This window comes from Variovorax sp. 01N425 (assembly GCF_056399465.1).
In genome coordinates this window covers 260,326-283,436 of the sequence record NZ_JBFTRJ010000001.1, presented here as the reverse complement: position 1 = coordinate 283,436, position 23,111 = coordinate 260,326, and the positions used below count along the sequence as shown (strand labels likewise).

Here is a 23,111-nt window from a genome sequence, read left to right as displayed (position 1 = left end):
AGGAAGAAGATGCGTCGGGTTGCAGTGGGGTGTCAGGCCCGGCGGAAGAGCCGGCCGATCAAGCCTGGCGCTTCCTTCTGGCGCGGACTGAGCGTGTGGGCGATTTCCACGAGCCGCTTGCAGAGGGCGCTCCCACGCGACATCTCGGCCAGCGGCACGCCACGGTTGATCGAGGCGTCCACGTCCTTGCCGCCGTCGGGCACGCTGACCAGCGTGGCCCCGCCCAGCGAACGGCGCATGTCGGCCAGGCCGATCTCCGTGCCGCCGGCGCTGCGGTTGACCAGCAGCTCGACCTTGCCGGCCGCATAGCCGAGCGACTTGAACACCTGCATGAGGCGCGTCACATTGCGGATGTGCGGCAGGCTGGGCTGGAGCACCGGAAAGATCCGGTCCGCACGGTCCAGCACGCGGATGGCGAGCGGATCGATGCGCAGGCCCAGGTCGAACAGCACGAAGTCATACTGCGCCGCGGCCACCTGCAGGATGGCATCGATGTGCTCGGCCTTGACCTCCAATGCGCGCGATAGATCTTCGGGGGCTGCAAGGATGCTGAAGCCCGGCGCCACTTTTACCGTGCTTGCGGCCAGCAGCGAGGCATCGAGCCGGCCGATGTCGCGCGCCACGTCGGCCAGCGTGGAGGTGGGCCGCAGGTCGCTCACGTAAGACAGCGCATCGCCGAACTGCAGGTTCAGGTCGATCAGCAGCACCGATCGGCGCATCGAAAGCTGGTGCCCGATGTTGGTCGCAAGAAAGGTGGCGCCGCTGCCGCCCTTGGACGGCATGAACGCGACCACCTGGCCCGCCTCGCGCGCCTGGGTGCCGGCCATCTTGAGCGCAATGCGCTCCACGGCCGCTTCCAGCGCTGCCGGCTCGGGCGGCGAAGGCAGCACTTCGCGCACGCCGGAACGCATCGCAAGAATCAGGAACTCGGGCGTCTGCATCGCGCACAGCAGCACCACCGCAAGCGCGGGATGGCGCAGCGTGAGCTGCTCCACCATGGCCACCTCGTGGGGGTCGCAGCACATGCCGTCCACCAGCAGCAGCTCGGGCGCCGATTGCTCGACCACCCACTGCATGCGGCTCTTGCCTCCTTCGAACACGGAGACCGTGTGGGAGCGGGCCTCCAGCACCTTGCGCATGTCCTGCAGGTGGGCGGGATTGGGGGAGATGATGGAGATTTTCATGGTGATGTGACTCAGGGTTAGTTAAGTGCGGTCAGGAGCAGACGGCGCTGCTGTTCGGGTCCTGTCCCATGATTTCGCGCGGCAGGTAGGTGGAAAAACTCGGCATCGGGATCGGCGCATGCGTTCCGAACCCGATAGGCGAGATCCACTGATAGTCGAGATCGAGGATGCGGACATTCACGCCGCTGCAATTGGCGGCAGTGCACGTCGTGCTGACGTTGCCTGCCGCGTCGTACCAGTCGATGCTGACGTTGGCCGCCGTCAATTGAGGCAGGAACTTCTGCATGTTGGAAAGCACGATGGGGGCGCCTCGATCGCACACGACCGCTGCGCGAGCGCCCCAGCGCGTCGCTTCGGCAGCTGCATTCCACGTCCACAACATGCGCGCGAAATCCATGATGCCCAGCAGGAAGGTCAGGAAGAGCATCAGGACCAACGCAAACTCCACCGTGGTCGCACCGGTCTGCCTTGTTCGATTCATGATTGACCTCGCATGGTGGCGCTGATGTCCCCGAACGGGATCTCTCCGTTCGCATCGCCGAAGGTGAGCCCGAAAACCCCGGTGATGAGCGGGCGGAACTTGTATCCCGTGACCTTGATGGTCACGGTATTGATGGCCGGGGCGCTGCCCTTGAACTGCCAGGTCGGATCGGGAACGTGAGAAATTTTGAGGTCCAGGACCAGAGGCGAGACGCCGCCGGCCGGGTTGCCAAAGACCACCAGGTTCTTGGCGGCCGTAACCTTGGCGGGATCCGTGGTTACGATCGACGGATCTTGTGTGGACAGATAACGAGAGGCATCTCGCAGCGATTTCGCGATGGTGTTGTACTGGTACAGCGCTCGCCCGAATTCCGTCGTGATGAACGTCAGGATGAGCAGCAATGGAAGGATCAGGGCAAATTCGATCAGCGCCACCCCGTTCTGCTTCTTCTTCATGACATCTCTCCTACTGCACGAGCGTAGGTACTTTGGGCCCGCTCGTGCCGCCGGCCAGGCCCGCGGTGGCACAGGGACTGCCAGCTGACTCCGCATCGCCGATGAACTCGAGCCACATCTTCGAATTCTTTCCGCTCGCGTTCTTCTCCAGCGGATGCAGCATCAGCATGCAGGCAAAGCCCTTGAGCGTGATCGACGGGCAGTCGACCACGGCGGTCGTGACCACGCGTCGATTGGCGCCCTTCGTGTAATCGGTGGAACTGAAATTTCCCTGAGTGTTGAGGTTCTTGGTGTCGGGATTCTTGTTGTCCCCTTCGTAAGGCGCGGATGCGTTGCGCTTGGCGGCAAATCCGTTCGGGCCGGGATCGTCATACCTGCCTGGCTTCACGGCGGCAGCGCTGTCGGCATACCAGGCGTACCCGGTCTGATCGGGAACCGCAGTTGCAGCGCTGAGGCTGCCCTTATAGATACCGAAGCGGGTATTCCATGCCTCGACCGCGCCATTGGTCTTGCCCGCCTTGCCAACGTTCGTCTCTAAGCCGGGAAGACCGCATTGCCCGCTGCTCGTCAGGAGATCCTTGATCTCGCGTGCCCCGCCGCCGCTGCCGGAAAAATCCACCCAGCGGAACTGACCGGATTCCACATCGTCGTTGCTATTGGTCACGCCTTGGATCCATTCCCCCCGCGCAAACCCCCAGCCGGGCGTGGCGGATCTTTGGCAGACGCCAACGGGAACAAGGCAATTGGTTTGCGACGGCGCTCTAGTGGCAACGGCGACAGCAGCCACGCTCTGCGATGCCCCATACGTGCTGTTTCCACTGAAAGCGCTTAGTGCATGGAGGATCCAAGGCGCGATGCCCGACCTCGTGTGCAGGCACTTGACATACCGGGCATTCGCGACGGGCGTAAAGGTATGGCTGTAGGTGCCGATCAGCGAGTCGCTGAACACGACCTCAGCCTGGGCGATGCCGGTCGCCTCGCCTTGAAAGTTGATTTTGTTGAGATCGGCCGCGGTCTTCCCTGCGCTGGTGGCTCGCGTTAACGCATCGCTTGCGCCATCGAGTTCCTGCGCGGCCGACAGGGCACAGCTGTCCAGGGCGGTCTGCAGCTCCGTTTTCACGATGAAGAGGCGGCCAAAGTCCAGCGCAATGCCCATGAATCCGAGGAGGAACAGCAGGACCAGCGCGACGGTGATGATCACCGCGCCGCTTTGGCGGTGGCCGGAAGTGTGGACTTTCATGATCGACTTCCTGTGCAGTGGTTTTGGTTCGAAAAAGCCCCGCGCTTCAGCCGCAGTCCGCGCCGCCGAGGCAGTTGCGGACAAGATCGACAAGATCGCTAATGCCGGTGTCCGTTACCAATGGCCTCAACACGACGATCAGCAGGATCGAGATCACGGCAACGACCAGCGCGTACTCCACCACCTGGGCACCGCTTTCATCCCATAGAAAAAACTCGAACATGATGAGTACCTCGCTTTGTGCCGGACCGTTATATGGACGACGGGCGGCGGGCAACGGGCAAGCCGGCCCCGCCACCGCCGTCGTTCCAGTAAATGCGAATGCGATTACCGGACTTAAGGATTGCAGACGCCCATGTTGCCCGAGAGGCAGGCAGCCACGCGTGTAATGAAGGTTGCGAAGTAACCTCCGGTGGTCAGACCCTGCAGCGCGATGACCAGGGCAATCGATACAACTGCGATGATGAGCGCGTACTCGATAACTTGCGCGCCGTCCTCTTTCTTGGCGAACGAGGACATGAAGTTGCTGACGCGGACAAAAAGTTGGTTCATTTTTTCACCTTTGAAATTGCAGTAAGAAAACAAAAAATCTTGCGTTGGTTTCTGGGTTGATTGACTGCTATCTTTGTGAGGCAACTCCTTTCTGTTCGAATTCGAGAATCGGTTGAGGGCCGCCTAACGACCCTCACTACCGCCAGTTCCGCCACCAATCCCGCCACCGATGTTGATGACGTTGACTGCCGGCGGCGGCGCCTTGTAGGACTTCTGGTACTGCACCATCGACTCGCGCGCTGCACGCCCGTCCATGCCCACGACCGGGTCCCCGTCCTTCCCAGCATCGGGATTGATCGTCATCTTCCTTTTCGCGTCGCGCACCGCATCGCCAAAGCGCGCGTCGTAGTTGGGCGTGACGTGGGAGCAGCCGGTGGCCAGCAGCAGCGTCAGCGCGAGAGTGGTCGACTTGATGAACATGGTGGTGCTCCTCGCGGGTGTCATTGGGGTTGGGCGGCCGGTGCAACCGGTGCCGGGGTGGCGCTTTCGAGGCTGCCGTTCAGGTAGACCTCGGCGCGGCTGGGAACCACGTGGTTGTCGGTCGGCACGCGCGGCGACTCGGCCAGCGGACGCACCAGGCGCGGCGTGATCACGAACATCAGTTCGGTCTGGTCGTTCTGGAACTCGGTGCTGCGGAACAGCGCCCCCATCACCGGCACTTCGCCCAACCCGGGGTAGCGCTTGATGGATTCGGTGACGTTGCTCTTGATGAGCCCCGCGATGACGAAGCTCTGGCCGTCGTTGAGCTGCACGGTGGTGTCGGCGCGGCGCACCGTGAGCGAAGGCAGCACCGCGGTCACGCCGGTCACGGTGGTGAAGGGCGAGCCGGTCTGCGACAGGTCCGACACCTCCGAGACCATCTTGAGGTTGACGCGCCCGCCGTTGAGCACGGTCGGGGTGAACTTGACCCCGATGCCGAACTCCTTCTCTTCCAGCGTGATGTTGGTTCCCCCGCCGCCGGCGGCGCTCTGCGCCACCGGGATGAAGATCTTTCCGCCCGACAGGAAGCTTGCCTGCTGGCCGCTGATGGCCATGATGTTGGGCTCTGCCAGGATGCGCACCAGGCCGTCGTCCTTCTGTCCGTCGATGCCGACCGAGGTGCGCCCGATCCTGATCGCCTCGAGCAGGCCGCCGCCGCCGCTCAGGAAGCTGGAGATCAGCGAGTAGCTGTCGCGGCCGCCGCCACCCGTGCGGCTCAGGCCGACGCGCGCACCGAGCCGGTCCAGCAGCGTCTTGCTGACCTCTGCGATCTTCACTTCGAGCATCACCTGCTGCGGCGCCGTCACGCGCAGCAGGTTCACCACCTTCTTGCCGTCGGCGCCGTAGGCCATGGCCAGGCTCATCACGTCGTCGAGCTTGAGCGCATCGCTGATCTCGCCGGTGAGCACGATCGATTTCTCGGCGCTGCGCACGCGGATGTGGTTTTCTTCCGGCATCAGCTCGGCGAGCTTGGACTGCAGCGCGCCCGGATCGATGGTGACGATCACGTCCTTGATGTAGCAGGTGCCGTCGACGCTTTGCAGCACGACGTTCATCGAGCCCGCCTGGCGGCCGCGGAAGAACAGGTCGGTCGGGCTCAGCAGCGTGACGTCGACATCAGCGATGCCGTCGCCCGCGTTCGCCGCCGTGGCGGGGGCCGGTGCCGGCTGCCCTGCGGCTGCGGGTGCTGCGGCCGGCGCGCGGCTGGGCGGCTGGCCGCTGACCACGATGCGCGCAACGCGTGCCTTCAGCGGGATGACCACCGACTTGCCGAGCACGGCGTAGGTCGGCTGGTCGTCCGGGATGATCGCGGTGCAGCGCCGGGTGGCGGGCCCGGCCGGCGCTGCGGCCGGGGTTGCGGCAACGGCAGCAGCCGCCGCCGGGACCGCGTCCGCGGCCATCGCGGGTGCCGCCAGCGCCATGAGTGCCGCCAGCAGCCAGGCGGGTGAATAAGAAGAAGAAGAGAGATGTTGCACTTGGGTTCCTCCTGCGGGGTGATCAGAAGCAGTTGAGCGTGCGGGCTGCGTGCTGGATCACTTCCACGCACTCGGATTGCCGCTGCGCCATGGGGGCGGTGCGCGGCATGCGCGCGGGGGCCGGCCGCGCTGCCACGGTGGTGGAGATCGGCAGGATGTCCTTCTCGCCGAACAGCTGGCCCTTGGTGATGCCTGCGGTGGCAACCGTGGTCTTGTCCATCTGGTTGCGCAGCACCAGCGAGAGGGTTCCCACGCTGCGTGCCAGGTCGAGCTTTTCGGAGTCTTCGAGCGAAAGCTCCAGCGTCACGGCGCTGACCACCTTCGGCTTGGTGTCGTCGCGGTTGGCTTCCTGCGCCACCGCCAGCACCAGCACCTTCTCGAGCACAGTCTTGCTGATCTGGCGGCCCTCTTCGCCGCGGTTCTTGTCCTGCTGCGCGTTGACCATCACATCGACGTAGTTGCCCGGCAGCGCGAAGCCCGCCACGCCCACCACGTCGTTGACCCGCACGGTCATGGCACGCTTGCCGCTCGCAATGACCGCCGAGAGCCCGCCCTGGGTGCCGACCGGCGCGAGCTTGCCTTCCAGGATGGCTTCGCCGCGCAGCACGCCGACCTTGACCACGCGGTCCTCCAGCGACTTGGCGTCCTTGAACGAGCCGGCCGGCAGCGAGCCGCTCGGCCAGTCGACCAGCGACAGCATCTGCGGATTGACCCGGCTGCCCAGTTCGATGTCGACCGCGGCCACCACCACCTTGTTGGATGCGATTCCGCCCTGCCGGGAGACCCAGCCCGCTGCGTAGACCGCGGCCGCCAGGCCGGTCAGGAGGGCCAGCAGAAGCAGCCCGAGCGCCTTGATGTTTTTCATGCGAATCTCCGCCGTGGATGGATGGATGGAGGAAGGGACGGGCTAGACGAAGCCCAACTGATGCGCCAGGACCTGTACAACCGTCCCCACGCAAATACAGATGCCGTAAGGCAGCTTTCCGATGGATTGCCGCGTGTCGATCGTTCCGTTCGGTCGCACGCCCGCAATGCCCGAGACGACGATGCCCTGCGCCGCATCCTTGACGTTGGCCAGCATGTGGCCGAGCCGGCGCCGGTGGATGGCCACCGCCACGGCCGCGAAGCCGCCCGCGATGCAGGTGAAGAGAATGGCCTCCAGCGTCTGGTAGGGGCCGATGAAGGCGCCGACCATTGCCATCAGCTTGACGTCGCCCGCACCCATGATCCCCAGCACGTAGAACGGCAGCATGATCGCGAACCCGGTGCCCAGGCCGCCCAGGGCGTGCTGCAGGCCGGTCATCGGCGTGCGCGCCGCGAAGGCGCCGTAGATGATCGCGAAGGCCATGCCGCCGAAGGTCAGCCAGTTGGGAATGCGGTAGAAGCGCGCATCGCTCACGGCGGCCATCACCAGCAGCACGAAGAGCCCGCCCATGCGGAAGTCCGAGGCCAGCATGGCCAGCAGATCGAGGACGGCGTTGAATTCCTGCATGGTGCGAACCTCAGGCGCTGCGCCGCACGGCCAGCAGCAGGAGAAGGCACACAACCACCACCAGGGAGCCGATGAGCGCGAACTCCATGAACGACATGCCCGCGTCCTCGCGCAGCAGGGTCATGAAGCTTCGTGGCAGCAGGTTGAGCGTTTCCATGCGTGTTCCCCAGTGATGGTGTTGTCGACTGGCACCGCTTCGTTTTCCTTGCCGGGCCGAAGCGTCTTGCCGTGGAGTCACTGTAGAAATCGCGCCGCCTGCGCACATGAGCAGTGCGCCCCTTTTCCAGGGAGACAAGCGCCCCGCCCCCCGGGCCCGCACCCATGACAAACCGCCTGCCTGGGGGCGGCGGGCGGCGGAACGAAAAAAGGGCCCTGGCGTTGCCGCCAGGGCCCTTTTTGTTCGTCTTGTTTCAGCTCAGGTGTCGAGCGTCAGGTGCTGGCCGTGCAGCGCCGCGGCCGCGGGCGACGCAAGAAAGCCGATGGTCTGGGCCGCGACGGCGGTCGACACCCAGTCGGCGGGATTGGCGTCCGGCATGGCCTGCCGATTGGCCGGCGTGTCGAGCACGCTGGGCGCCACGCTGTTGATGGCCACGCCATGCGGGGCGGCCTCGGCGGCGGCGGCCTCGACCAGGCGCTGCAGCGCGCTTTTCGACGCGATGTACGCCGCCATGGCCGGCAGGCCGCGCGCCGCCACCTTGGCCGTCACCGCCACGATGCGGCCGGCACCGTGCTCGATCATCGAGGGCAGCACCGCCTGCGTCACCGCCACGAAGGACCAGGCATTGAGGTTCATCATGCGGTCCCAGCTTGCCCGCGAGAGCGCATGCGTGGCCTCGCCCATCTCGAAGCCGCCGGCAATGTGGACCAGCGCGTCGATGCGGCCGAAGGCCTTGAGCGCCTGGCTCGCGAGCTCGGTCATGTCGGCCGCCGAGGTCACGTCGCCCGCCAGCAGCAGGTGCTGCGAATTGTCCAGGCCCGGAAAGACCTCGGCCAGGCGGTCCGCCCGGTGGTCGACCAGCGCCAGGCGCGCGCCCTGCTCGAGAAAATGCTGGACCACCGCACGGCCCAGCGCGCCCGCGGCCCCGGTGATCACAACATGGGACATGGTGGTGGTATCTGTCATGGAAGATCTCCTGATGGAAGGACCGCAGCCCCGTCGATGATGACGAATCCTAACCCCGCCGCACACAAAATCGTTGAGCCCCGGAATTTTTACGCTATACTTGCGGTCTTGCCAAAAAACGCAAAACGTTTTGTGCAAGGGCTCTTAGCTCAGTTGGTAGAGCAGCGGACTCTTAATCCGTAGGTCGAGTGTTCGAGTCACTCAGGGCCCACCACCAACACTAGGAACTGCGCGGTTTCCGCGCTATTTCTTCAGGAGCATTGTTCCGCAATTGCAGAACGTGTTCCGAAAAACAGAGAAGCCTCCCGCTGAAAAGCTGGGAGGTTTTTTCTTTTGTAGCCCTCCATTCCGATGCCCCTCTGCACGTTGATCGCCAATAGATCACGGCGCATTTCCACAGGCTGGCGGCGCGGGCGATGACCCTTCGAGAGCTTACCGGTTCCCGTTAAACGGTATAAAATGGCCTATGGCGATTCAGTCCTTCTCTTGCCCCGATACCGAAGAACTTTTCACCACGGGCAAGAAAGCTCGCTTCGCCAATATCCGGGACGTGGCGACCCGCAAGCTGACCCAGTTGGACGCTGCGCCGACGGTGGTTTTCATGAAGATGCCACCAGGCAACGACCTGAAGTTCTACGACGGTGCCTGGCACGTCAGGATCAACCAGCAATGGCGGCTGATCTTCAAATGGGGCGAAGCGGGCCCGTACGACGTAAGGATTGATGACCCGCACTGACCGGCCAGTCTGCCGAAACCGCACCTTGAAAGGGCAACCCGATGTTTAAGAATGGAATGCGCCCGGTTCATCCCGGCGAAGTCCTCCGCGAGGACTACCTCAAGCCCCTTGGCATGACTGCCAACGCGTTGGCAAAGGCGCTGCACGTGCCTGCGTCCCGCATCAATGACATCGTGCTCGAACGCCGTGGCATTTCGCCAGACACTGCGCTGCGCCTGACTCGCTACTTTGGCGGTGAAGAGGCCGACGCGGTGGGTTGGATCAACATGCAAGCGACCTACGATTTCAAGGTTGCACAGAAAGCGGTAGCGAAGGCGATCGCCAAAGAGGTGCAGCCACGCGCTGCTGATGATGACCGCTTTGCCTTCGCGGCCTGAGGCGGTTTCTCAACTTAGCCTACCTACCGCGCAAGCGTGCAGCACCTACGATTAGTCACCAATCGAAGGCGCTCGAAAGCCTCTTCGTCCGCCCGCTGTTCAGTCGACGGCCATCGCCCGAAGCGCCTTCCGCTTGAACTCGTAGCCGCGGCCTGGTGCCCGTCCGCGCTCACAGACATGTTCGCTGCGCTGCCGGTTGGCCGCCTTCCTGGAACGTGCCAACAGCCGCCTATTCTGTCTCCGGTCATCCATCCACCCGAGTCAGAAGGTAATCAAATGAACGATGCGACGAATGCTGTCACCGTGAAAATCCGCTGGGCGGACGTGGACGCCTACGGCCACCTGCGCCACAGCGCCTACGCCGATTGGGCCACCTTTGCCCGCTCCGAATGGTTCGAGAGCGCGGGGCTGGATCCGCAAGTCTTCGCCCAGGAAGGTGTGGCGCCCATCACCCTGGAGGAGACCACCAGCTTCCTGAAGGAGGTCCGCCTTGGCGACATCCTGACGCTGTCGATGCTGGCCGCAGCCGAAACCGCCGATGGTTCACGCTTCGTGCACACCGTTGCGTTCCAACGCAAGTCCCTGCCCGTAGCCAGATACCGCATGACCGGTGCCTGGTTCAACCTGCGTGAACGCAAGATTGTTCCGCCCACCGCGGCCATCGCGGCCTGCGTTACGGGCTTGCTGCGCAGCGACAACTTCGCGACCTTGGGTTGACGCGCAGGCCGCGCAAGTCCGCGGCATGCCTACGGTGCACATTCCTCGACAAACCGCACCAGCACATCCCGCCTTTCCCTCACTTCCGCCAGCAGGTACTGCCGCGCATGTTCCTGGGCCAGTTCGTTCGACAGAAACCAGGCCTCGCGCGCGGGGTTTCCGTGCGGGGGCGGCGCGCCCCATGCTGCGGCGCCGTTGCCTAGAAAGGCCTCCGTCACGGGCAGGCGCCCATCGGTGCGGCCCAGGTCCGACAGCGGGTTGCGCGGGCCGCCAAGTTCGATGCGGACGTGCACGGTGTCTTCTTCCACCGCGATGGAAGCCCCGAGGCCGCCATGTTGCTGCACCTGCCAGAGCTGGGCGGCGCTGGCATGGCGCACCCAGCTTTCCAATGCCCGCGCGAGGCTTTCGATGATGGCTTGCTTGTTGTCCATGCGGCACTCACTCCTTCGTGTTCGTATCGATGCCTTGCAGCACTGCTACCACTCGCCGACCTCGCGCACGCGCTGGTCGAGGTCGGGATATTCAAGGCTCCGGTCCGTTGGCGCAAGCGGAAGCGCCAGTGCACCCTGCCAGCCCCTCCCCATCGGCGACAACCTGGCGCGGCAGATCGAACAGCACTGCGAGGTGGAGCCGGGCTGGCTCGACAAGGAAGACCGTCCCTCCGAAGTGCCCGATGCGGCGGAAGAGCGCTTCATCGCAGCCGCGCGCGAGGCCTGGCGGCAGGCCAACGCCAAAGAGCCGCCGCCCTGATGCGCTTCAGGCGAGCGAGGGCGCGCTGCGCAGGATGGCCGTGCGCAGGTCTGGCGGAATTTCCACGGAGCGATGGCTCTCGAGCGAGGTGGTCACGAGCACCTGCTTGACCTGCATGCGCAGCTCGCCACTGGCGGGGTCGAAGCAGCGCAGCGCGAGCGTCATGGAACGCGAGCCCAGCCGCTCCACCGCAAGGCCCAGCATGACTTGATCGCCCATGCGGCTCACGGCGCGGAAGTCGGCCTCGAGCCGCACCGTCGGCAGGCCGATGCGCCGCTTCGCGATGAGCGCGTGGTAGTCAACGCCGAGCCCTTCGCTCACCCAGTCTTCCACCAGGCCGTTGAGCATGACGAAGTACTGCGGATAGAAGACGATGCCCGCGGGGTCGCAATCGGAAAAGCGGATCATCCGCGCGCGCTGGAACTCGGCCTGGGGCGCCTCGGGTTCGCCAGTGCTGGCCGCCATCAGCCCTCCTCGCCCGCAGGCTCGCTGCGCATCACGTGCACGCGCAACTGGCCGAGCTGGGCGTGCATCTGCCTGACGGTCTTCATGTCGAGGCCCGAGAACATCTCGAGGATCCATTGCTCGTGTTCCTTGGCCATGGCCTCGAAACTCGCGCGGCCCTTGGGCGTGAGGCTCACGATCCACGAGCGGCGGTCGTCGGGGCTGTGGGCGCGCGCCACCAGGCCGTCGCGCTCGAGTTCGTCGGTCAGGCCCGTGACGTTGCCGCCCGTCACCATCAGGTAGCGCGACAGCACGCGCATCTTCAGGCCCTCTTCATAGCGGTAGAGCTGGGCCATGTAGTCGAAGCGCGCCAGCGAGATGCCGAAGCGCTCGCGCAGCCGGCGCCGGATCTCGGCCTCGATCTGCGTGGTGCTGGCGAGCATGCGCAGCCACAGCCTGAGCATGGCGTGGTCTTCGCGGCCGGCGCGGGCCTCGTGGCCGAGCTCCTCGGCGTCGCTGAGCGCGGCATGCGAGGCGTCGTTGCGCATCACATCACCTCCCCGCCCGACACCGAGACCGACTGCCCGGTGACGGACGCGGCGCCCTCCCCGCAGAGCCAGCGCACCGCGTCGGCCACTTCGGCGGGCTGCACGATGCGCCGCTGCGGATTGGCGCTGGAGAACTCGGCCAGCGCATCGGCTTCGCTGCGGCCGGTCTTGCCCACCACGTTGGCAACGCTCGCGCGCAGGATGTCGGTGTCGGTGTAGCCGGGGCACACCGCGTTCACCGTGACGCCCTTGCGTGCCACCTCGAGCGCGAGCGAGCGCGTGAGCCCGACCACGCCATGCTTGGCCGCCGCATAGGCCGCGACGTAGGCATAGCCCTTCTGGCCCGCGGTGCTGGCGATGTTGACGATGCGGCCCCAGCCGGCTTCGAGCATGTCGGGCAGCGCGGCCTGCGTGCACAGGAACGTGCCGGTGAGGTTCACCGACAGCATGCGCTGCCAGAGCTCGGCCGAGGTCTTGAGAAAAGGCGCGCTCTCGGCCGCGCCCGCGTTGTTGACGAGGATGGCGAGCGGCCCGCGCTCGGCACGCGCCAGCGCGAAGGCCGACTGCACGGCCTGGGCGTCGGCCACGTCCGCTGCGGCCACGCCGTGGCCCTGGCCCGCGAGCGTCGCGGCCACGCGCCGGAGTGAATCGAGGTCGCGTCCCAGCAGCGTGAGCGTTGCGCCCTCGGCAGCCAGGGTGCGGGCGATCTCGGCGCCGATGCCGCGCGCGGCGCCGGTGACGAGGGCATGGCGGCCGGTCAGTGAATTTGCGTGCATACCTGAATGATTTAGTTCTGAACTATTTTAGCGTGTGCGGCGCATCGCCTGTTCAGCGCATGAAGCGGCCGCCGTTGAGGTCCAGCGTGGCGCCCGTCATGAAGGCCGCCGCGGGCGAAGCGAGGTAGACCACGGCGGCCGCCACCTCTTCGGCCTCGCCGAAGCGGCCGAGCGGAATGGCGGCCTTCAGCGCCTGCTGCCGCACCGGATCCAGCGCATCGAGCGCGGGGCTGCGAACCGCTGCCGGCGCCAGTGCATTCACCGTGACGCCCTGCGGTGCGAGTTCCTGCGCGAAGCTGCGCGTCAGTGCCAGCAGCGCCGCCTTGCTGGCCGCATAGTGCACGCCGGTTGCGGCGCTGGGCTGCTGGCCCGCCAGCGACGCCAGGTTGACGATGCGCCCGGAACCGCGCTCGCGCATGTGCCGTCCGGCAATGCGGCAGCCGAAGAAGCTGCCGCGCAGGTTGACGGCCAGCACGTCGTCCCACTCGTCGGGCGTGATGTCCCAGGGCGAGGTGAACGGCGTGCGCGCGGCGTTGTTGACCAGCAGGTCGATGGCGCCGAAGCGGGCCACGGCCGCCTCGAAGCAGCGTACGAACGCCGGCTCGCTGCGCACGTCGAGTTCCATGGCGACGCAGTCGGCGCCCGCGGCGCGCAGGCCCGCGGCCGCCAATTCGGCGCTGCCTGCGTCGACATCGGCAAGCACCACGCGCGCACCCGATTCGGCCAATCCGCGCGCAATGGCGGCACCCAGGCCCTGCCCCGCGCCGGTCACGAATGCGGCCTGGCCGGCAAGCGGTGGCGGCGTGGAACTCATGCGGTCCTTGCCGGGGGACGAACGGCAGCGGGCCGTCCGTCCCAGGTCTGTTCGCTGACACCGCGCTCGCGCAGCTTGAACTTCTGCACCTTGCCGTTCTCGGTGCGCGGCAGGTCGGCCAGCACGTCGATGTAGCGCGGCACCGCGAAGTACGGCAGGCGGCTCTCGCAGAAGCGCGCCAGTTCGGCCGGGTCGATGCGCTGGCCTTCGCGCGGCACCAGCGCGGCCATCACCTCGTCCTCGGCCAGTTCGGATTGCACCGGGTACACGGCGCAGGAGGCCACGCCGGGGTGGCTCAGCAGCACCTGCTCGACTTCGAAGGACGAGATGTTCTCGCCGCGCCTGCGTATCGCGTCCTTGATGCGGTCGACAAAGCGAAAGGCGCCATCGGCATCGCGCACCACGCGGTCGCCGGTATGGAACCAGAGGTTGCGCCAGGCCTCGACCGTCTTCTCGGGCATGTTGAAGTAGCCGCTCGCAAAGGCGTGGGGTTCGTCCGCGCGCAGCAGCAATTCGCCGGGTTCGCCTGCGGGCAGCTCCACATCGCCCTCGTCGGCCACGCGCGCCTGAAAGCCGGGGCGCAGCCAGCCCATGACGCCGCCGCGCGGCGAATCCGGCGCGGTGGCAATCGCGAAGTTGGTCTCGGTCGATCCATAGCCTTCGAGCAGCGCCACGCCGGTGCGCGCCCTGAAGGCCTGCCCGGCCGCCGAGGGCACGCCCGGCCCGAGCCCGATGCGCACGCGGTGATCGCGCTCGCCTTCGCCCTCGGGCTGGGCCAGCAGGATCGGCACCATCGCGCCCAGCAGGTAGACCACGGTCGCCCCATTGGCGCGCATCGACGGCCAGAAGCCCGAGGCCGAGAAGCGCGATTCGAACACCACCTCGGCGCCGGTCAGCGCGGCCTGCGCAAAGGTGTTGAGCGCGTTGATGTGGAACAGCGGCAGCGTGGTGCACAGCACGTCGTCGCGGCCGACGCCGAGCACTTCGGCGCTGTTCACGCCCCACCAGAAATACTGCGCATGCGGACAGACCACACCCTTGGCCGGGCCGGTGGTGCCCGAGGTGTAGAGGATGGCGAGCGGATCGCCAGGCTGCACCGCGGCCGGTGCGATGGCCTGTGCGCCTTGCGGGTAGCTGGAGGCGCGAACGCCCGCAGGCGGCGTCCATGAAGCAGGCGCCTCGCCGACGATCCAGAGTTCGCGCAGTGCCGTGCGCCCCAGGTCGGCCGTCGCCAGCCGCTCGAGAAAGCCCGCCTCGATCACCAGCAGCTTCGCCTCGCTGTTGGCAAGGAAGTATTCGATCTGCGGCCCCATCGACGCAGTGTTGACCGGCACCACCGAGGCGCCTAGCCAGCCGGCACCCAGAAAGGTCTCGAGAAACTCGATGCGGTTGCCGCACATCACGGCGATGCGGTCGCCGCGTACCACGCCGGCCTCGGCCAGCGCGCCGGCGCGCACCGCAGCCGCCTCGGCCGCGTCGCCATGCGTCCACTGCCGGCCCGCGATCCGCAGCAGCGGGCGCCCGGCGAAGCGTTCCGACTGCCGCTGCAGCATCGCGGGCAGCGTGCGCTGGCCCGGCGGCAGCGCGCGCGCTTCACTCGTCATCGTGCGTGCCTCCGCCAAGGTAGGTGGCCTGCACGCGCGGGTCGCTGGCCAGTTCGCCCGATGCGCCCGACAGTGCGATCTCGCCGGTTTCCAGCACGTAGCCGTGGTCCGAGGTCTCGAGCGCGGCGCGCGCGTTCTGCTCCACCAGCAGGATCGAGACGCCGTCTTCGCGCAGCTTGCGCACGATGGAAAGAATGTCGCGCACGATCAGCGGCGCGAGGCCGAGGCTGGGCTCGTCGAGCATCAGCAGGCGCGGCGCGGACATCAGGGCGCGGCCCACCGCGAGCATCTGCCGCTCGCCGCCCGAGAGCGTGTCGGCGCGCTGCGCGCGGCGCTCGGCCAGGCGCGGAAAGCGGTCGTACACCGACTGCAGCCGCTTCTTCATGGCGTCGCCGCGCAGCCGCTTGGCATAGGCGCCGAGCTGCAGGTTGTCGAGCACGGTGAGTTCGCCGAACAGCTCGCGCTTCTCGGGCACCAGGCACAGGCCGCGCTCCACGCGCGCCTCCACGTCGAGGCCCTGCAGGTCTTCGCCCTCGAAGCGGAGCGTGCCCTTGCAGGGCAGCAGCCCCATCGCCGCCGCGAGCAGCGTGGTCTTGCCCGCGCCGTTGGGCCCGATCACCGAGATGATCTGCCCCGGCTGCAGGTCGAGCGACACGCCGCGCACTGCCTCCACCTGCCCGTAGGACACATGCAGGTCGCCGATCTCCAGCATCGCGGTCATACCACGCTCCCAAGATAAGCCGCCTGCACGCGCTCGTCGGCGCGCACCGCCGACGGCACGCCCTCCACGAGCTTGGAGCCGAAGTTCATCACCACCAGACGGTCCACCAGTTTCATCACGAAGTCCATGTCGTGCTCGACGATGAGGATGGTCACACCCTCCTCGCGCAGCTTGCGCAGCAGGTCGCCGAGCGCCATCTTTTCCTTGCGGCGCAGGCCCGCCGCGGGCTCATCGAGCACCAGCAGCACCGGGTCGGCGGCCAGCGCACGTGCGATTTCCAGGATGCGCTGAGTGCCCAGTGGCAGGCTGCCCGCGAGCTCGTGCGCGCGGTCGCCCAGGCCGATGCGGTCGAGCTGGCGCTGCGCCTCCTGCAGGATCTGCATCTCTTCCTTGCGGTCCAGCCGCAGGCCCGCCTTCAGGATGCCCGAGCGCGTGCGCGAATGCGCGCCCAGCGCCACGTTGTCCAAGAGGCTCATGTGCGGCCTGAGCTTCACGTGCTGGAAGGTGCGCGCCAAGCCCAGCCGCGCCACCTGCCGCTGCGGCATGCCGGCGATGTCGTGGTCGAGAAAGCGCACCTGGCCCGCGCTCATCGGCAGCGTGCAGGTCAGCAGGTTGAACATGGTCGACTTGCCCGCGCCGTTGGGCCCGATCAGGCCCACGATCTCGCCCGCGTTCACTTCGAAGCTCACGTCGTTGACCGCCACCAGTCCGCCAAAGCGCTTGACCACGCCTTTCACCGACAGCACCTGCGTGCCGCGCGCGGGCAGCTGACGGTGCGGCAGCGGATCGACCGCGGGCGCCTCGTGGCGCGAGGCAGCTTGCGTGCCGGCGCGGCGGCGCGTCCAGCGCCGCAGCAGGCCCATGAGGCCGCCGCGCGCGAAGTGCAGCAGCAGGATGAAGAGCGTCGCAAAGGCCACGGCCTCCAGCTGGCCCGCGCGCTGCGTGAGCATCGGCAGCACGTCCTGCAGGCCGTTCTTGAGCACCAGCACCAGCGCGGCGCCTACCAGCGCGCCGGCCAGCTGCCCGAGCCCGCCGGCCACCGCCATCAGCAGGTACTCGATGCTCGCGCGCACGTCGAAGGGCGACGGGCTCACGAAGCGGTTCATGTGCGCATAGAGCCAGCCCGCCAGCCCCGCGAAGAGCGCGGCCGTGACGAACAGCGTGAGCCGCACGCGGTAGGCGTCGGCCCCCACGCTCGCGAGCAGCGTGGCACCGCCGCGCAGTCCGCGGATCGCGCGCCCCGGCCGCGACTGCAGCAGGTTGTGGCTGAACAGGCAGGCCAGCCCGACCAGCACCCAGATCAGGTAGTACATCGACCGCGGATCGGCCAGCGACCAGCCCGCGATGCGTAGCGCCGGAATGTTCGACAGGCCCGTGTGGCGCCCGAGCGCATCGACATTGCCGAACAGCATCGCGATCGACAGGCCCCAGGCGATCGTGCTGAGCGGCAGGAAGTGCCCGCCCAGCCGCAGCGTGAGCATGCCGATGGCCAGCGCCGACAGGCCCGTGAGCAGCAGCGCGAACAAGAGGCCGATCCATGGCGACAGGCCCTGCGTGGTGGTGAGCCAGGCCGTGGCGTAGGCCGCGATGCCTACGAAGGCCGCCTGCCCGAACGAGGTCGCGCCGCCCACGCCGGTGAGCAGCACCAGCCCGAGCGCCACCAGCGCGCCGATGCCGATGTCGTTGAGCAGCGAGACCGTGAAGCTGCCCGCCACCGCCGGCACCAGGGCCAGCACGGCGACCACCGCCGCGATCCATGCCGTGCGTTTGGAATTCGCGTTCATTGGTCCACCTCGTCTTCTTCCTCTTCGGCATGGGCCGCCATGAACGACCTGAGCATCAGCACCGGGATCAGCAGGCTGAACACGATCACGTCCTTCAGCGCCCCGCTCCAGAACGAGGCGAAGCTTTCCACCACGCCCACGGCGAGCGCGCCCACGGCCGTCATCGGGTAGCTCACGAGCCCACCGATGATCGCGGCCACGAAGGCCTTCAGGCCGATGATGAAGCCCGAGTCGTAGTACATGGTGGTCACCGGCGCGATCAGCACGCCGATGAGCCCGGCCAGCAGCGAGGCGCAGCCATAGGCCAGCAGCGCCGTGCGCACCGGCCGGATGCCGACCAGCCGCGCGCCCACGCGGTTGACGGCCGTGGCGCGCAGCGCCTTGCCCGCCACCGTGCGCTCGAACACCAGGAAGAAGAGGCCGCTCAGCACGATGGCCGCCCCCACCATCAGCACCACCTGGCCGCTGACCGTGAAGCCGTCGCCCAGCGTGAACACCGCGCTGGTGAGCGGCGTGGTGCGCGAGCCTTCAGGGCCGAAGAACAGGAGCCCCAGGCCCGACAGCAGGAAGTGCAGCGCCAGCGAGACGATCAGCAGCACCAGCACCGAGGCATCCGCGATCGGCTGGAACACCACCCGCGCGAGCAGCGGCGCAATGGGCACCACCAGCAGCACGGCCACGGCAATGTGCACCGCCACCGGCACGCCGGGCCGAGCCGCCAGCCAGGCCAGCACACACGGAATCGCAGGCAGCACGCCCCACATCAGCAACGCCTTGGGAATGCGCGCGGCCTCGCCGCGCCGCAGCAGGCTGCCGATTTCCGTTGCCAGCGCGAGCGCCGCAAGCACGGCGACCATGCCGATGGTCGGCGGTACACGGCCGGTCTCGAAGGCCGCAAGCGACAGCGCCGCGAAGGCCGCGATGTCGCCGAACGGCACGAAGACCACCCGCGTGACGGAAAAGATCAGCACCAGCCCGAGCCCGGCCAGCAGATAGACGGCACCGTTGGCCAGGCCATCGGTGACGAGAATCAGCGCCACGTCCCATGTCATGGAAAAGCCCCTCGCAATATCGTTGTTGTTGGAATGAAATGGTTCAAGGTGCGAGCTTCCACTGGCCGTTGTCGAGCTTGACGATCACGCGGGCGCGTTCGTCCACGCCGTAGAGGCTGCCGGGCTTGAAACTGTAGACGCCGTGCGTGCCCACCACTTCCTTGGTGCTGAAGATGGCATCGCGCAGCGCGACGCGGAACTCGGCCGTGCCCGGCTCCGCCTTCTTCATGGCGCGCGAAGCGGCATCGGCAAACACCAGCCAGCCGTCGAAGGAATAGGCCGAGAAGGCATCGCTGGTGGGCGCGTTGTTGACCTTCTGGAACACCGCGCGGAAATCGGTCGCGATCTTCTTGGTCGGATGGCTGTCGGGCAGCTGCTCGGCCACGATCACCGGGCCGGTGGGCATCAGCGCGTTCTGGCCCGCGGCACCGACCACGCGCACGAAGTCGGGGTTGATCAGCCCGTGCTGGCCGTACACGCCGCCCTTGTAGCCGCGCTCCTGCAGCGCAAGGAAGGGCAGCGCGCCCGGCGTGCCGGCGCCGCCGGTCATTACCGCGTCGGGCCGAAGCGCCACGATCTTCAGCACCTGCCCGGTCACCGAGGCATCGGCGCGCGCATAGCGCTCGTTGCTCACCACCTTGATGCCGGCCTCGGGCGCGGCCTTCATCAGCGCGTTGTAGACCAGGTCGCCCCAGGCATCGGTGAAGCCGATGTAGCCCACGGTCTTGACGTTGTTGCGCTTCATGCGCTCGACCACCGCATCGATCATCAGCTGCGTGGGCTGCGCCACCGTCATGACCCAGGGGTTCTCGGCCGCATCGAGCAGGATGGGCGTGAGGCCGATCATCGGCACCTTGGCTTCCTTGCCGACCTGCGCCATGGCAATGGCGGCCGGCACGCCCGAGGTGCCCATCAGCACATCGACCTTGTCCTCCTCGATCAGCTTGCGTGCATTGCGCCCGGCCGTGGTGGGGTCGGAGCCGTCGTCCAGCACGATGAGCTGCACCTTGCGGCCGTTGACTTCCGGCTTGTAGGCCAGCGCGGCCTGCATGCCCTTGGCATAGGGCACGCCCAGCGAGGAGTTGGGCCCCGACAACGACACGCTCAGGCCGACCTTGAGGTCGGCCGCCAGCACGCTCGCAACACCACAGGCGGTCAGCGCCGCGGCGATGGCACCGCGCGTCAAGGTCAGCATCAGGCTCTTCATGTCGTAGCTCCGGTGAGATGGATGGAGAAAAGGAACGGAAAACTCAGATGAACAGCTGGATCGCGGGCAAGGCGCGCGCGGCGTTGAGCAGGTCGATGCGCTTCTCGCGGATGGCCCAGCCCGTGGGCGTGCGCACGAGGTGGTGGCGGGCGGTGCCGGTCAGCAGGATCTGCGATTCGCCGCGCGCTTCGACGTAGAGGAAAGGCGTGCGCAGGCGGACCGCGCCGCTCGCTTCTTCCTCGATGCGCGAAGGCTGCAGCACATGCTGGCTGTGGCTCGCGGGATGCTGCGAATGGGCGCGCGGGTTCTTCAGGCGATCCACACGCAACTGCAGCAGCAGCCGGTCTTCGTAGGCAAGGGAGTTGTGCGAGAACGGATCGGCCTGCGCGGCGCCGAGCAGCGGTATCCAGTAGTGGCCGTCCTCGGTGAAGAGCGCCAGCCAGTCGTCGAAGCGCCGCTCGTCGAGCAAGGCGGCCTCATGCGCCACGAAATCGCGCGGATCGTCGTTCATGCCGCGGCCTCCATGCCCGCCACCATCGACTTCGCCCAGGCGCGGAACTGGTTGCGCATGAGCAGTTCGTTGGTGCCGTTGGTGGTGAGGGTCGATTGCGCGAGTTCAGCCGCGTCGTAATTGCGGTGCAGGCTCACCCATTCGTTGCCGCCCGCGCGCAGGCCCTGCTGGATGCTCTCGAACAGGTGCACGTCGTCATGCGCGACCACCGACATCGGCGAGAACACGAGCCGGTTGTAGTTCATCGCGCGTTCGAACAGCAGTTCGGGCGCGCCTGCCGGGCGGAAACTCCAGGCTTCAATGAGCGTGCGGTCCGCGGCCAGCGGGCGGATCACGCGGATGGCCTGCGGCGAGCCCTTGACCGACAGGCTCGGATAGAAGACCGAGTTCTGCGGCGAGCGCTGCAGGATCTCGGCCGCGTGCTCCTCGCCATGGGCGGCGCGCATCGCAGCTTCGTACTCGGGCAGCTGGGCGTAGTTGGAGTGGATGCTGAAGTTCACGCCCAGCACGCTGTGGCCATTGGCGAACACCCGCCCGCCCATCTTGTCGAAGAATTCGTAGCCGGATCCGAAGGGCAGGATCTGCTCCATTGCCATCGGCTTGGGGTCAGAAGGGGCATGGCCTTCCCACAGCGCCTCGGCCGCCTTGGTGGCCGACTCGTGCGTCGACATCGGATGCACCGTGTCGTTGATGTTCTCGAGATACATCTTCCAGTTGCAGTGGACGATGTTGCGCAGCACGCCGCCGCCCACCGTGAGCCGGCCCTCGGGCGAGCGGTCGACCATGTTGTCGATGGCGCCGAGCACCTCACCGAAGTAGTCTTCGAACGAGGGGCCGCTGTCCGCGAGCCGCACGAAGACGAAGTCGCGGTAGACCTTCACGTGCTTCACCACCGAGAGCCCCCGGCCCGACTCGCAGGCCTTGAGCTGCGTGCCCTCGTAGCCGTTCTTCAGCGGCACACCGAGCGGTGCGCCGTCGAGCTTGTAGGTCCAGGCGTGATACGGGCAGCGAAAGAAGCGGCCGGTGTTGCCGCATTCGTCGGTCACGAGCTGCGTGCCCTTGTGGGCGCAGCGGTTGTACATGACGTGCACCGCGCCGTCGGGCTGGCGCACCATGAGCAGCGGCCGGCCCGCAATGTCCTGCGCCACGAAGTCGCCCGGCTCCGGCACCTGGCTCGCGTGACCGAGATAGACCCAGGTGTTCGCGAACAGGTGCTCCTGTTCGAGCGCGAAGATCTCCTCGCTCAGGTACAGGTCGCGGTGCACGCGGTCGTTCTGCACGAGCGCGGCGATGCGGTCCGGATGATGGCGGTAGCTGGTCATCGGCGGGCGCTCAGGTTTCTTTCAGGGGACCAGCTTCCACTGGCCCTTGTTCATCTGCACGATCACCACGCCGCGCTGGTCGGAGCCATAGCGGTCGTCGGGCTTGAAGGTGTAGATGCCGTGCGTGCCCACCAGCTCGCGGGTGGCCACGATGGCGTCGCGCAGTGCGCTGCGGTACTGCGGAGTGCCCGGTTCGCCCTTGGTGCGCGAGGCGGCATCGGCCAGCAGCAGGTAGGCGTCGTAGGTGTAGGACGAGAAGGCATCGGTCGGCACCGCGCCGTTGACCTTCTGGTAGGCGCTGCGAAAGCCCATCGACACTTTCTTGATCGGGTTGCTGTCGGGCAACTGGTCGGCCACCAGCACGGGGCCGCTGGGCACCTGCAGGCCTTCGATGGAAGCGCCGCCCACGCGCACGAAGTCGGCGTTGATGAGGCCATGCGTGCCGTAGATCTTTCCCTTGTAGCCGCGCTCGGCCAGCGCGAGGTAGGGCAGCGCGCCGGGCGTGCCCGAGTTGCCGGCAAACACCGCATCGGGCCGCTGCGCGACGATCTTGAGCACCTGCCCGGCCACCGACGAATCGCTGCGCGCATAGCGCTCGTTCGCCACCACCTTGATGCCGGCCTTATCGGCGCTCTTCACGAGCGAGTCGTAGGCCAGGTCGCCCAGCGCGTCGGAGAAACCGATGAAGGCCACGGTCTTCACGCCGGACTTCTGCATGCGCTCGACCACGCCCGCGACCATGAGCTGGAATGGCTGCGACACGGTCACGGTCCACGCGCCTTCGGGGCCGGGGATGGTGACGGGCGTGGGCGAGATCAGCGGCGTGTTGAGTTCGCGCGCCACGGACGCAATGGCCATCGCGCCCGGCACGCCCGAGGTTCCGATCAGCACGTCGACCTTGTCTTCCACCACGAGCTTGCGCGCGTTGCGCCCGGCGGTGGTGGGGTCGGAGGCATCGTCGAGCACGATCAGCTGGACCTTGCGGCCGCCGATCTCGGGATGCTCGGCAATGGCGGCCCGAATGCCCTTCTCGTACGGTACGCCCAGTGCAGCGACCGGGCCCGAGAGCGAGCTGATGAAACCGATCTTCAGGTCGGCCGCCATGGCTTGCGCGGTCGCGAGTGCTGCTGCGGTGAGTGCCAGGATTCGGGTCAGGTTCTGTTTCATTGTTGGTGCTCCAAGGTTGTTTTGCGCTGCTGTTCAGGGCGTGTGCACAGGCCACCGGGTACTCCCCTCCGCGAATGTCCTCCGCCTTCGGCTCCTCCT

29 protein-coding genes and 1 tRNA gene are annotated in these 23,111 nt (G+C 66.8%); 5 read left to right on the top strand and 25 right to left on the bottom strand.

Features of this window, described 5'->3' with window-relative positions:
• Positions 1–32: 32 nt before the first annotated feature.
• From AC1DSC_RS01405 to AC1DSC_RS01350, 12 genes are all read right to left on the bottom strand, one after another.
• A complete protein-coding gene (locus AC1DSC_RS01405) occupies positions 33–1,184 on the bottom strand; it encodes a CpaE/TadZ family protein (protein ID WP_062362575.1) in 1,152 nt (383 codons plus the stop codon).
• A 31-nt stretch (positions 1,185–1,215) separates the two neighbouring features.
• Complete coding sequence (locus tag AC1DSC_RS01400) at positions 1,216–1,665, bottom strand: TadE/TadG family type IV pilus assembly protein (protein WP_062362577.1); 450 nt, start codon at positions 1,663–1,665, stop codon at positions 1,216–1,218.
• Positions 1,662–2,120, bottom strand: a complete 459-nt coding sequence (locus AC1DSC_RS01395; RefSeq protein ID WP_062362580.1) for a TadE/TadG family type IV pilus assembly protein — start codon at positions 2,118–2,120, stop codon at positions 1,662–1,664. The genes AC1DSC_RS01400 and AC1DSC_RS01395 overlap by 4 nt, the downstream gene beginning before the upstream one ends.
• Positions 2,121–2,130: 10 nt before the next feature.
• On the bottom strand, positions 2,131–3,360 hold the full coding sequence (locus tag AC1DSC_RS01390; protein WP_062362583.1) for a pilus assembly protein TadG-related protein: 1,230 nt from the start codon (positions 3,358–3,360) through the stop codon (positions 2,131–2,133).
• Positions 3,361–3,406: 46 nt separating this feature from the next.
• The gene (locus tag AC1DSC_RS01385; protein ID WP_062362585.1) at positions 3,407–3,583 is read right to left on the bottom strand and encodes a Flp family type IVb pilin; all 177 of its coding nucleotides are present in this window, start codon (positions 3,581–3,583) and stop codon (positions 3,407–3,409) included.
• Positions 3,584–3,696: 113 nt separating this feature from the next.
• Positions 3,697–3,912 carry a Flp family type IVb pilin gene (locus AC1DSC_RS01380; RefSeq protein WP_062362588.1) on the bottom strand — a complete coding sequence of 72 codons (216 nt, stop codon included), beginning with the start codon at positions 3,910–3,912 and terminating at the stop codon, positions 3,697–3,699.
• 123 nt (positions 3,913–4,035) lie between these two features.
• Positions 4,036–4,332: a hypothetical protein gene (locus AC1DSC_RS01375; protein WP_062362591.1), complete on the bottom strand. Its 297-nt coding sequence runs from the start codon at positions 4,330–4,332 to the stop codon at positions 4,036–4,038.
• A gap of 20 nt (positions 4,333–4,352) precedes the next feature.
• Positions 4,353–5,867 carry a type II and III secretion system protein family protein gene (locus tag AC1DSC_RS01370; RefSeq protein ID WP_062362594.1) on the bottom strand — a complete coding sequence of 505 codons (1,515 nt, stop codon included), beginning with the start codon at positions 5,865–5,867 and terminating at the stop codon, positions 4,353–4,355.
• A gap of 22 nt (positions 5,868–5,889) precedes the next feature.
• The gene (gene cpaB, locus AC1DSC_RS01365) at positions 5,890–6,732 is read right to left on the bottom strand and encodes a Flp pilus assembly protein CpaB (protein WP_012746661.1); all 843 of its coding nucleotides are present in this window, start codon (positions 6,730–6,732) and stop codon (positions 5,890–5,892) included.
• Positions 6,733–6,774: 42 nt separating this feature from the next.
• Entirely contained in the window at positions 6,775–7,359 is a 585-nt protein-coding gene (locus AC1DSC_RS01360) for an A24 family peptidase (protein ID WP_012746660.1), read from the bottom strand.
• Positions 7,360–7,369: 10 nt separating this feature from the next.
• Positions 7,370–7,516 carry a hypothetical protein gene (locus tag AC1DSC_RS01355; RefSeq protein ID WP_012746659.1) on the bottom strand — a complete coding sequence of 49 codons (147 nt, stop codon included), beginning with the start codon at positions 7,514–7,516 and terminating at the stop codon, positions 7,370–7,372.
• Between the two features lie 258 nt (positions 7,517–7,774).
• The gene (locus AC1DSC_RS01350) at positions 7,775–8,482 is read right to left on the bottom strand and encodes an SDR family NAD(P)-dependent oxidoreductase (RefSeq protein WP_012746658.1); all 708 of its coding nucleotides are present in this window, start codon (positions 8,480–8,482) and stop codon (positions 7,775–7,777) included.
• 138 nt (positions 8,483–8,620) lie between these two features.
• Between AC1DSC_RS01350 and AC1DSC_RS01345 the strand changes: the two genes are divergently transcribed.
• The 4 genes from AC1DSC_RS01345 (at position 8,621) to AC1DSC_RS01330 (ending at position 10,312) form a co-directional block, all read left to right on the top strand.
• Positions 8,621–8,696 (top strand) — tRNA-Lys (locus AC1DSC_RS01345).
• A 252-nt stretch (positions 8,697–8,948) separates the two neighbouring features.
• A complete protein-coding gene (locus AC1DSC_RS01340; RefSeq protein WP_062362597.1) occupies positions 8,949–9,218 on the top strand; it encodes a type II toxin-antitoxin system RelE/ParE family toxin in 270 nt (89 codons plus the stop codon).
• Between the two features lie 41 nt (positions 9,219–9,259).
• Complete coding sequence (locus AC1DSC_RS01335; RefSeq protein WP_062362599.1) at positions 9,260–9,595, top strand: HigA family addiction module antitoxin; 336 nt, start codon at positions 9,260–9,262, stop codon at positions 9,593–9,595.
• Between the two features lie 276 nt (positions 9,596–9,871).
• Complete coding sequence (locus AC1DSC_RS01330) at positions 9,872–10,312, top strand: acyl-CoA thioesterase (protein ID WP_062362602.1); 441 nt, start codon at positions 9,872–9,874, stop codon at positions 10,310–10,312.
• 29 nt (positions 10,313–10,341) lie between these two features.
• Here the strand turns inward: AC1DSC_RS01330 and AC1DSC_RS01325 are convergent, their stop codons facing one another.
• Complete coding sequence (locus tag AC1DSC_RS01325) at positions 10,342–10,743, bottom strand: hypothetical protein (protein ID WP_062362604.1); 402 nt, start codon at positions 10,741–10,743, stop codon at positions 10,342–10,344.
• Between the two features lie 34 nt (positions 10,744–10,777).
• Between AC1DSC_RS01325 and AC1DSC_RS01320 the strand changes: the two genes are divergently transcribed.
• Entirely contained in the window at positions 10,778–11,062 is a 285-nt protein-coding gene (locus AC1DSC_RS01320; RefSeq protein WP_018903157.1) for a hypothetical protein, read from the top strand.
• Positions 11,063–11,068: 6 nt separating this feature from the next.
• Here AC1DSC_RS01320 and AC1DSC_RS01315 read toward each other — a convergent pair whose 3' ends face one another.
• From AC1DSC_RS01315 to AC1DSC_RS01260, 12 genes are read right to left on the bottom strand one after another with little or no spacing between them, the layout of a single operon-like run.
• Entirely contained in the window at positions 11,069–11,527 is a 459-nt protein-coding gene (locus tag AC1DSC_RS01315; RefSeq protein WP_062362607.1) for an acyl-CoA thioesterase, read from the bottom strand.
• Positions 11,527–12,054 carry a MarR family winged helix-turn-helix transcriptional regulator gene (locus tag AC1DSC_RS01310; protein WP_062362609.1) on the bottom strand — a complete coding sequence of 176 codons (528 nt, stop codon included), beginning with the start codon at positions 12,052–12,054 and terminating at the stop codon, positions 11,527–11,529. The genes AC1DSC_RS01315 and AC1DSC_RS01310 overlap by 1 nt, the downstream gene beginning before the upstream one ends.
• Positions 12,054–12,830 carry an SDR family NAD(P)-dependent oxidoreductase gene (locus tag AC1DSC_RS01305; protein ID WP_012746653.1) on the bottom strand — a complete coding sequence of 259 codons (777 nt, stop codon included), beginning with the start codon at positions 12,828–12,830 and terminating at the stop codon, positions 12,054–12,056. Before AC1DSC_RS01305 ends, AC1DSC_RS01310 begins: the two co-directional genes overlap by 1 nt.
• Before the next feature lie 52 nt (positions 12,831–12,882).
• A complete protein-coding gene (locus tag AC1DSC_RS01300) occupies positions 12,883–13,644 on the bottom strand; it encodes an SDR family NAD(P)-dependent oxidoreductase (protein ID WP_369664282.1) in 762 nt (253 codons plus the stop codon).
• Positions 13,641–15,248 (bottom strand): ATP-dependent acyl-CoA ligase, encoded by a 1,608-nt coding sequence (locus AC1DSC_RS01295; protein ID WP_062362615.1) that lies wholly within the window; start codon positions 15,246–15,248, stop codon positions 13,641–13,643. The genes AC1DSC_RS01300 and AC1DSC_RS01295 overlap by 4 nt, the downstream gene beginning before the upstream one ends.
• Complete coding sequence (locus AC1DSC_RS01290; RefSeq protein WP_012746650.1) at positions 15,238–15,969, bottom strand: ABC transporter ATP-binding protein; 732 nt, start codon at positions 15,967–15,969, stop codon at positions 15,238–15,240. Before AC1DSC_RS01290 ends, AC1DSC_RS01295 begins: the two co-directional genes overlap by 11 nt.
• Positions 15,966–17,753, bottom strand: a complete 1,788-nt coding sequence (locus AC1DSC_RS01285; RefSeq protein ID WP_062362618.1) for a branched-chain amino acid ABC transporter ATP-binding protein/permease — start codon at positions 17,751–17,753, stop codon at positions 15,966–15,968. The genes AC1DSC_RS01290 and AC1DSC_RS01285 overlap by 4 nt, the downstream gene beginning before the upstream one ends.
• Positions 17,750–18,805, bottom strand: coding sequence for a branched-chain amino acid ABC transporter permease (locus AC1DSC_RS01280; protein WP_062362619.1), 1,056 nt, complete (start codon positions 18,803–18,805; stop codon positions 17,750–17,752). The genes AC1DSC_RS01285 and AC1DSC_RS01280 overlap by 4 nt, the downstream gene beginning before the upstream one ends.
• Positions 18,806–18,848: 43 nt before the next feature.
• Complete coding sequence (locus AC1DSC_RS01275) at positions 18,849–20,012, bottom strand: ABC transporter substrate-binding protein (RefSeq protein WP_062362622.1); 1,164 nt, start codon at positions 20,010–20,012, stop codon at positions 18,849–18,851.
• Between the two features lie 43 nt (positions 20,013–20,055).
• Positions 20,056–20,523 carry an aromatic-ring-hydroxylating dioxygenase subunit beta gene (locus AC1DSC_RS01270; RefSeq protein WP_012746646.1) on the bottom strand — a complete coding sequence of 156 codons (468 nt, stop codon included), beginning with the start codon at positions 20,521–20,523 and terminating at the stop codon, positions 20,056–20,058.
• The gene (locus tag AC1DSC_RS01265) at positions 20,520–21,845 is read right to left on the bottom strand and encodes an aromatic ring-hydroxylating dioxygenase subunit alpha (RefSeq protein WP_478131768.1); all 1,326 of its coding nucleotides are present in this window, start codon (positions 21,843–21,845) and stop codon (positions 20,520–20,522) included. The genes AC1DSC_RS01270 and AC1DSC_RS01265 overlap by 4 nt, the downstream gene beginning before the upstream one ends.
• Positions 21,846–21,866: 21 nt before the next feature.
• Positions 21,867–23,012, bottom strand: a complete 1,146-nt coding sequence (locus AC1DSC_RS01260; protein ID WP_062362627.1) for an ABC transporter substrate-binding protein — start codon at positions 23,010–23,012, stop codon at positions 21,867–21,869.
• Between the last annotated feature and the right edge of the window lie 99 nt (positions 23,013–23,111).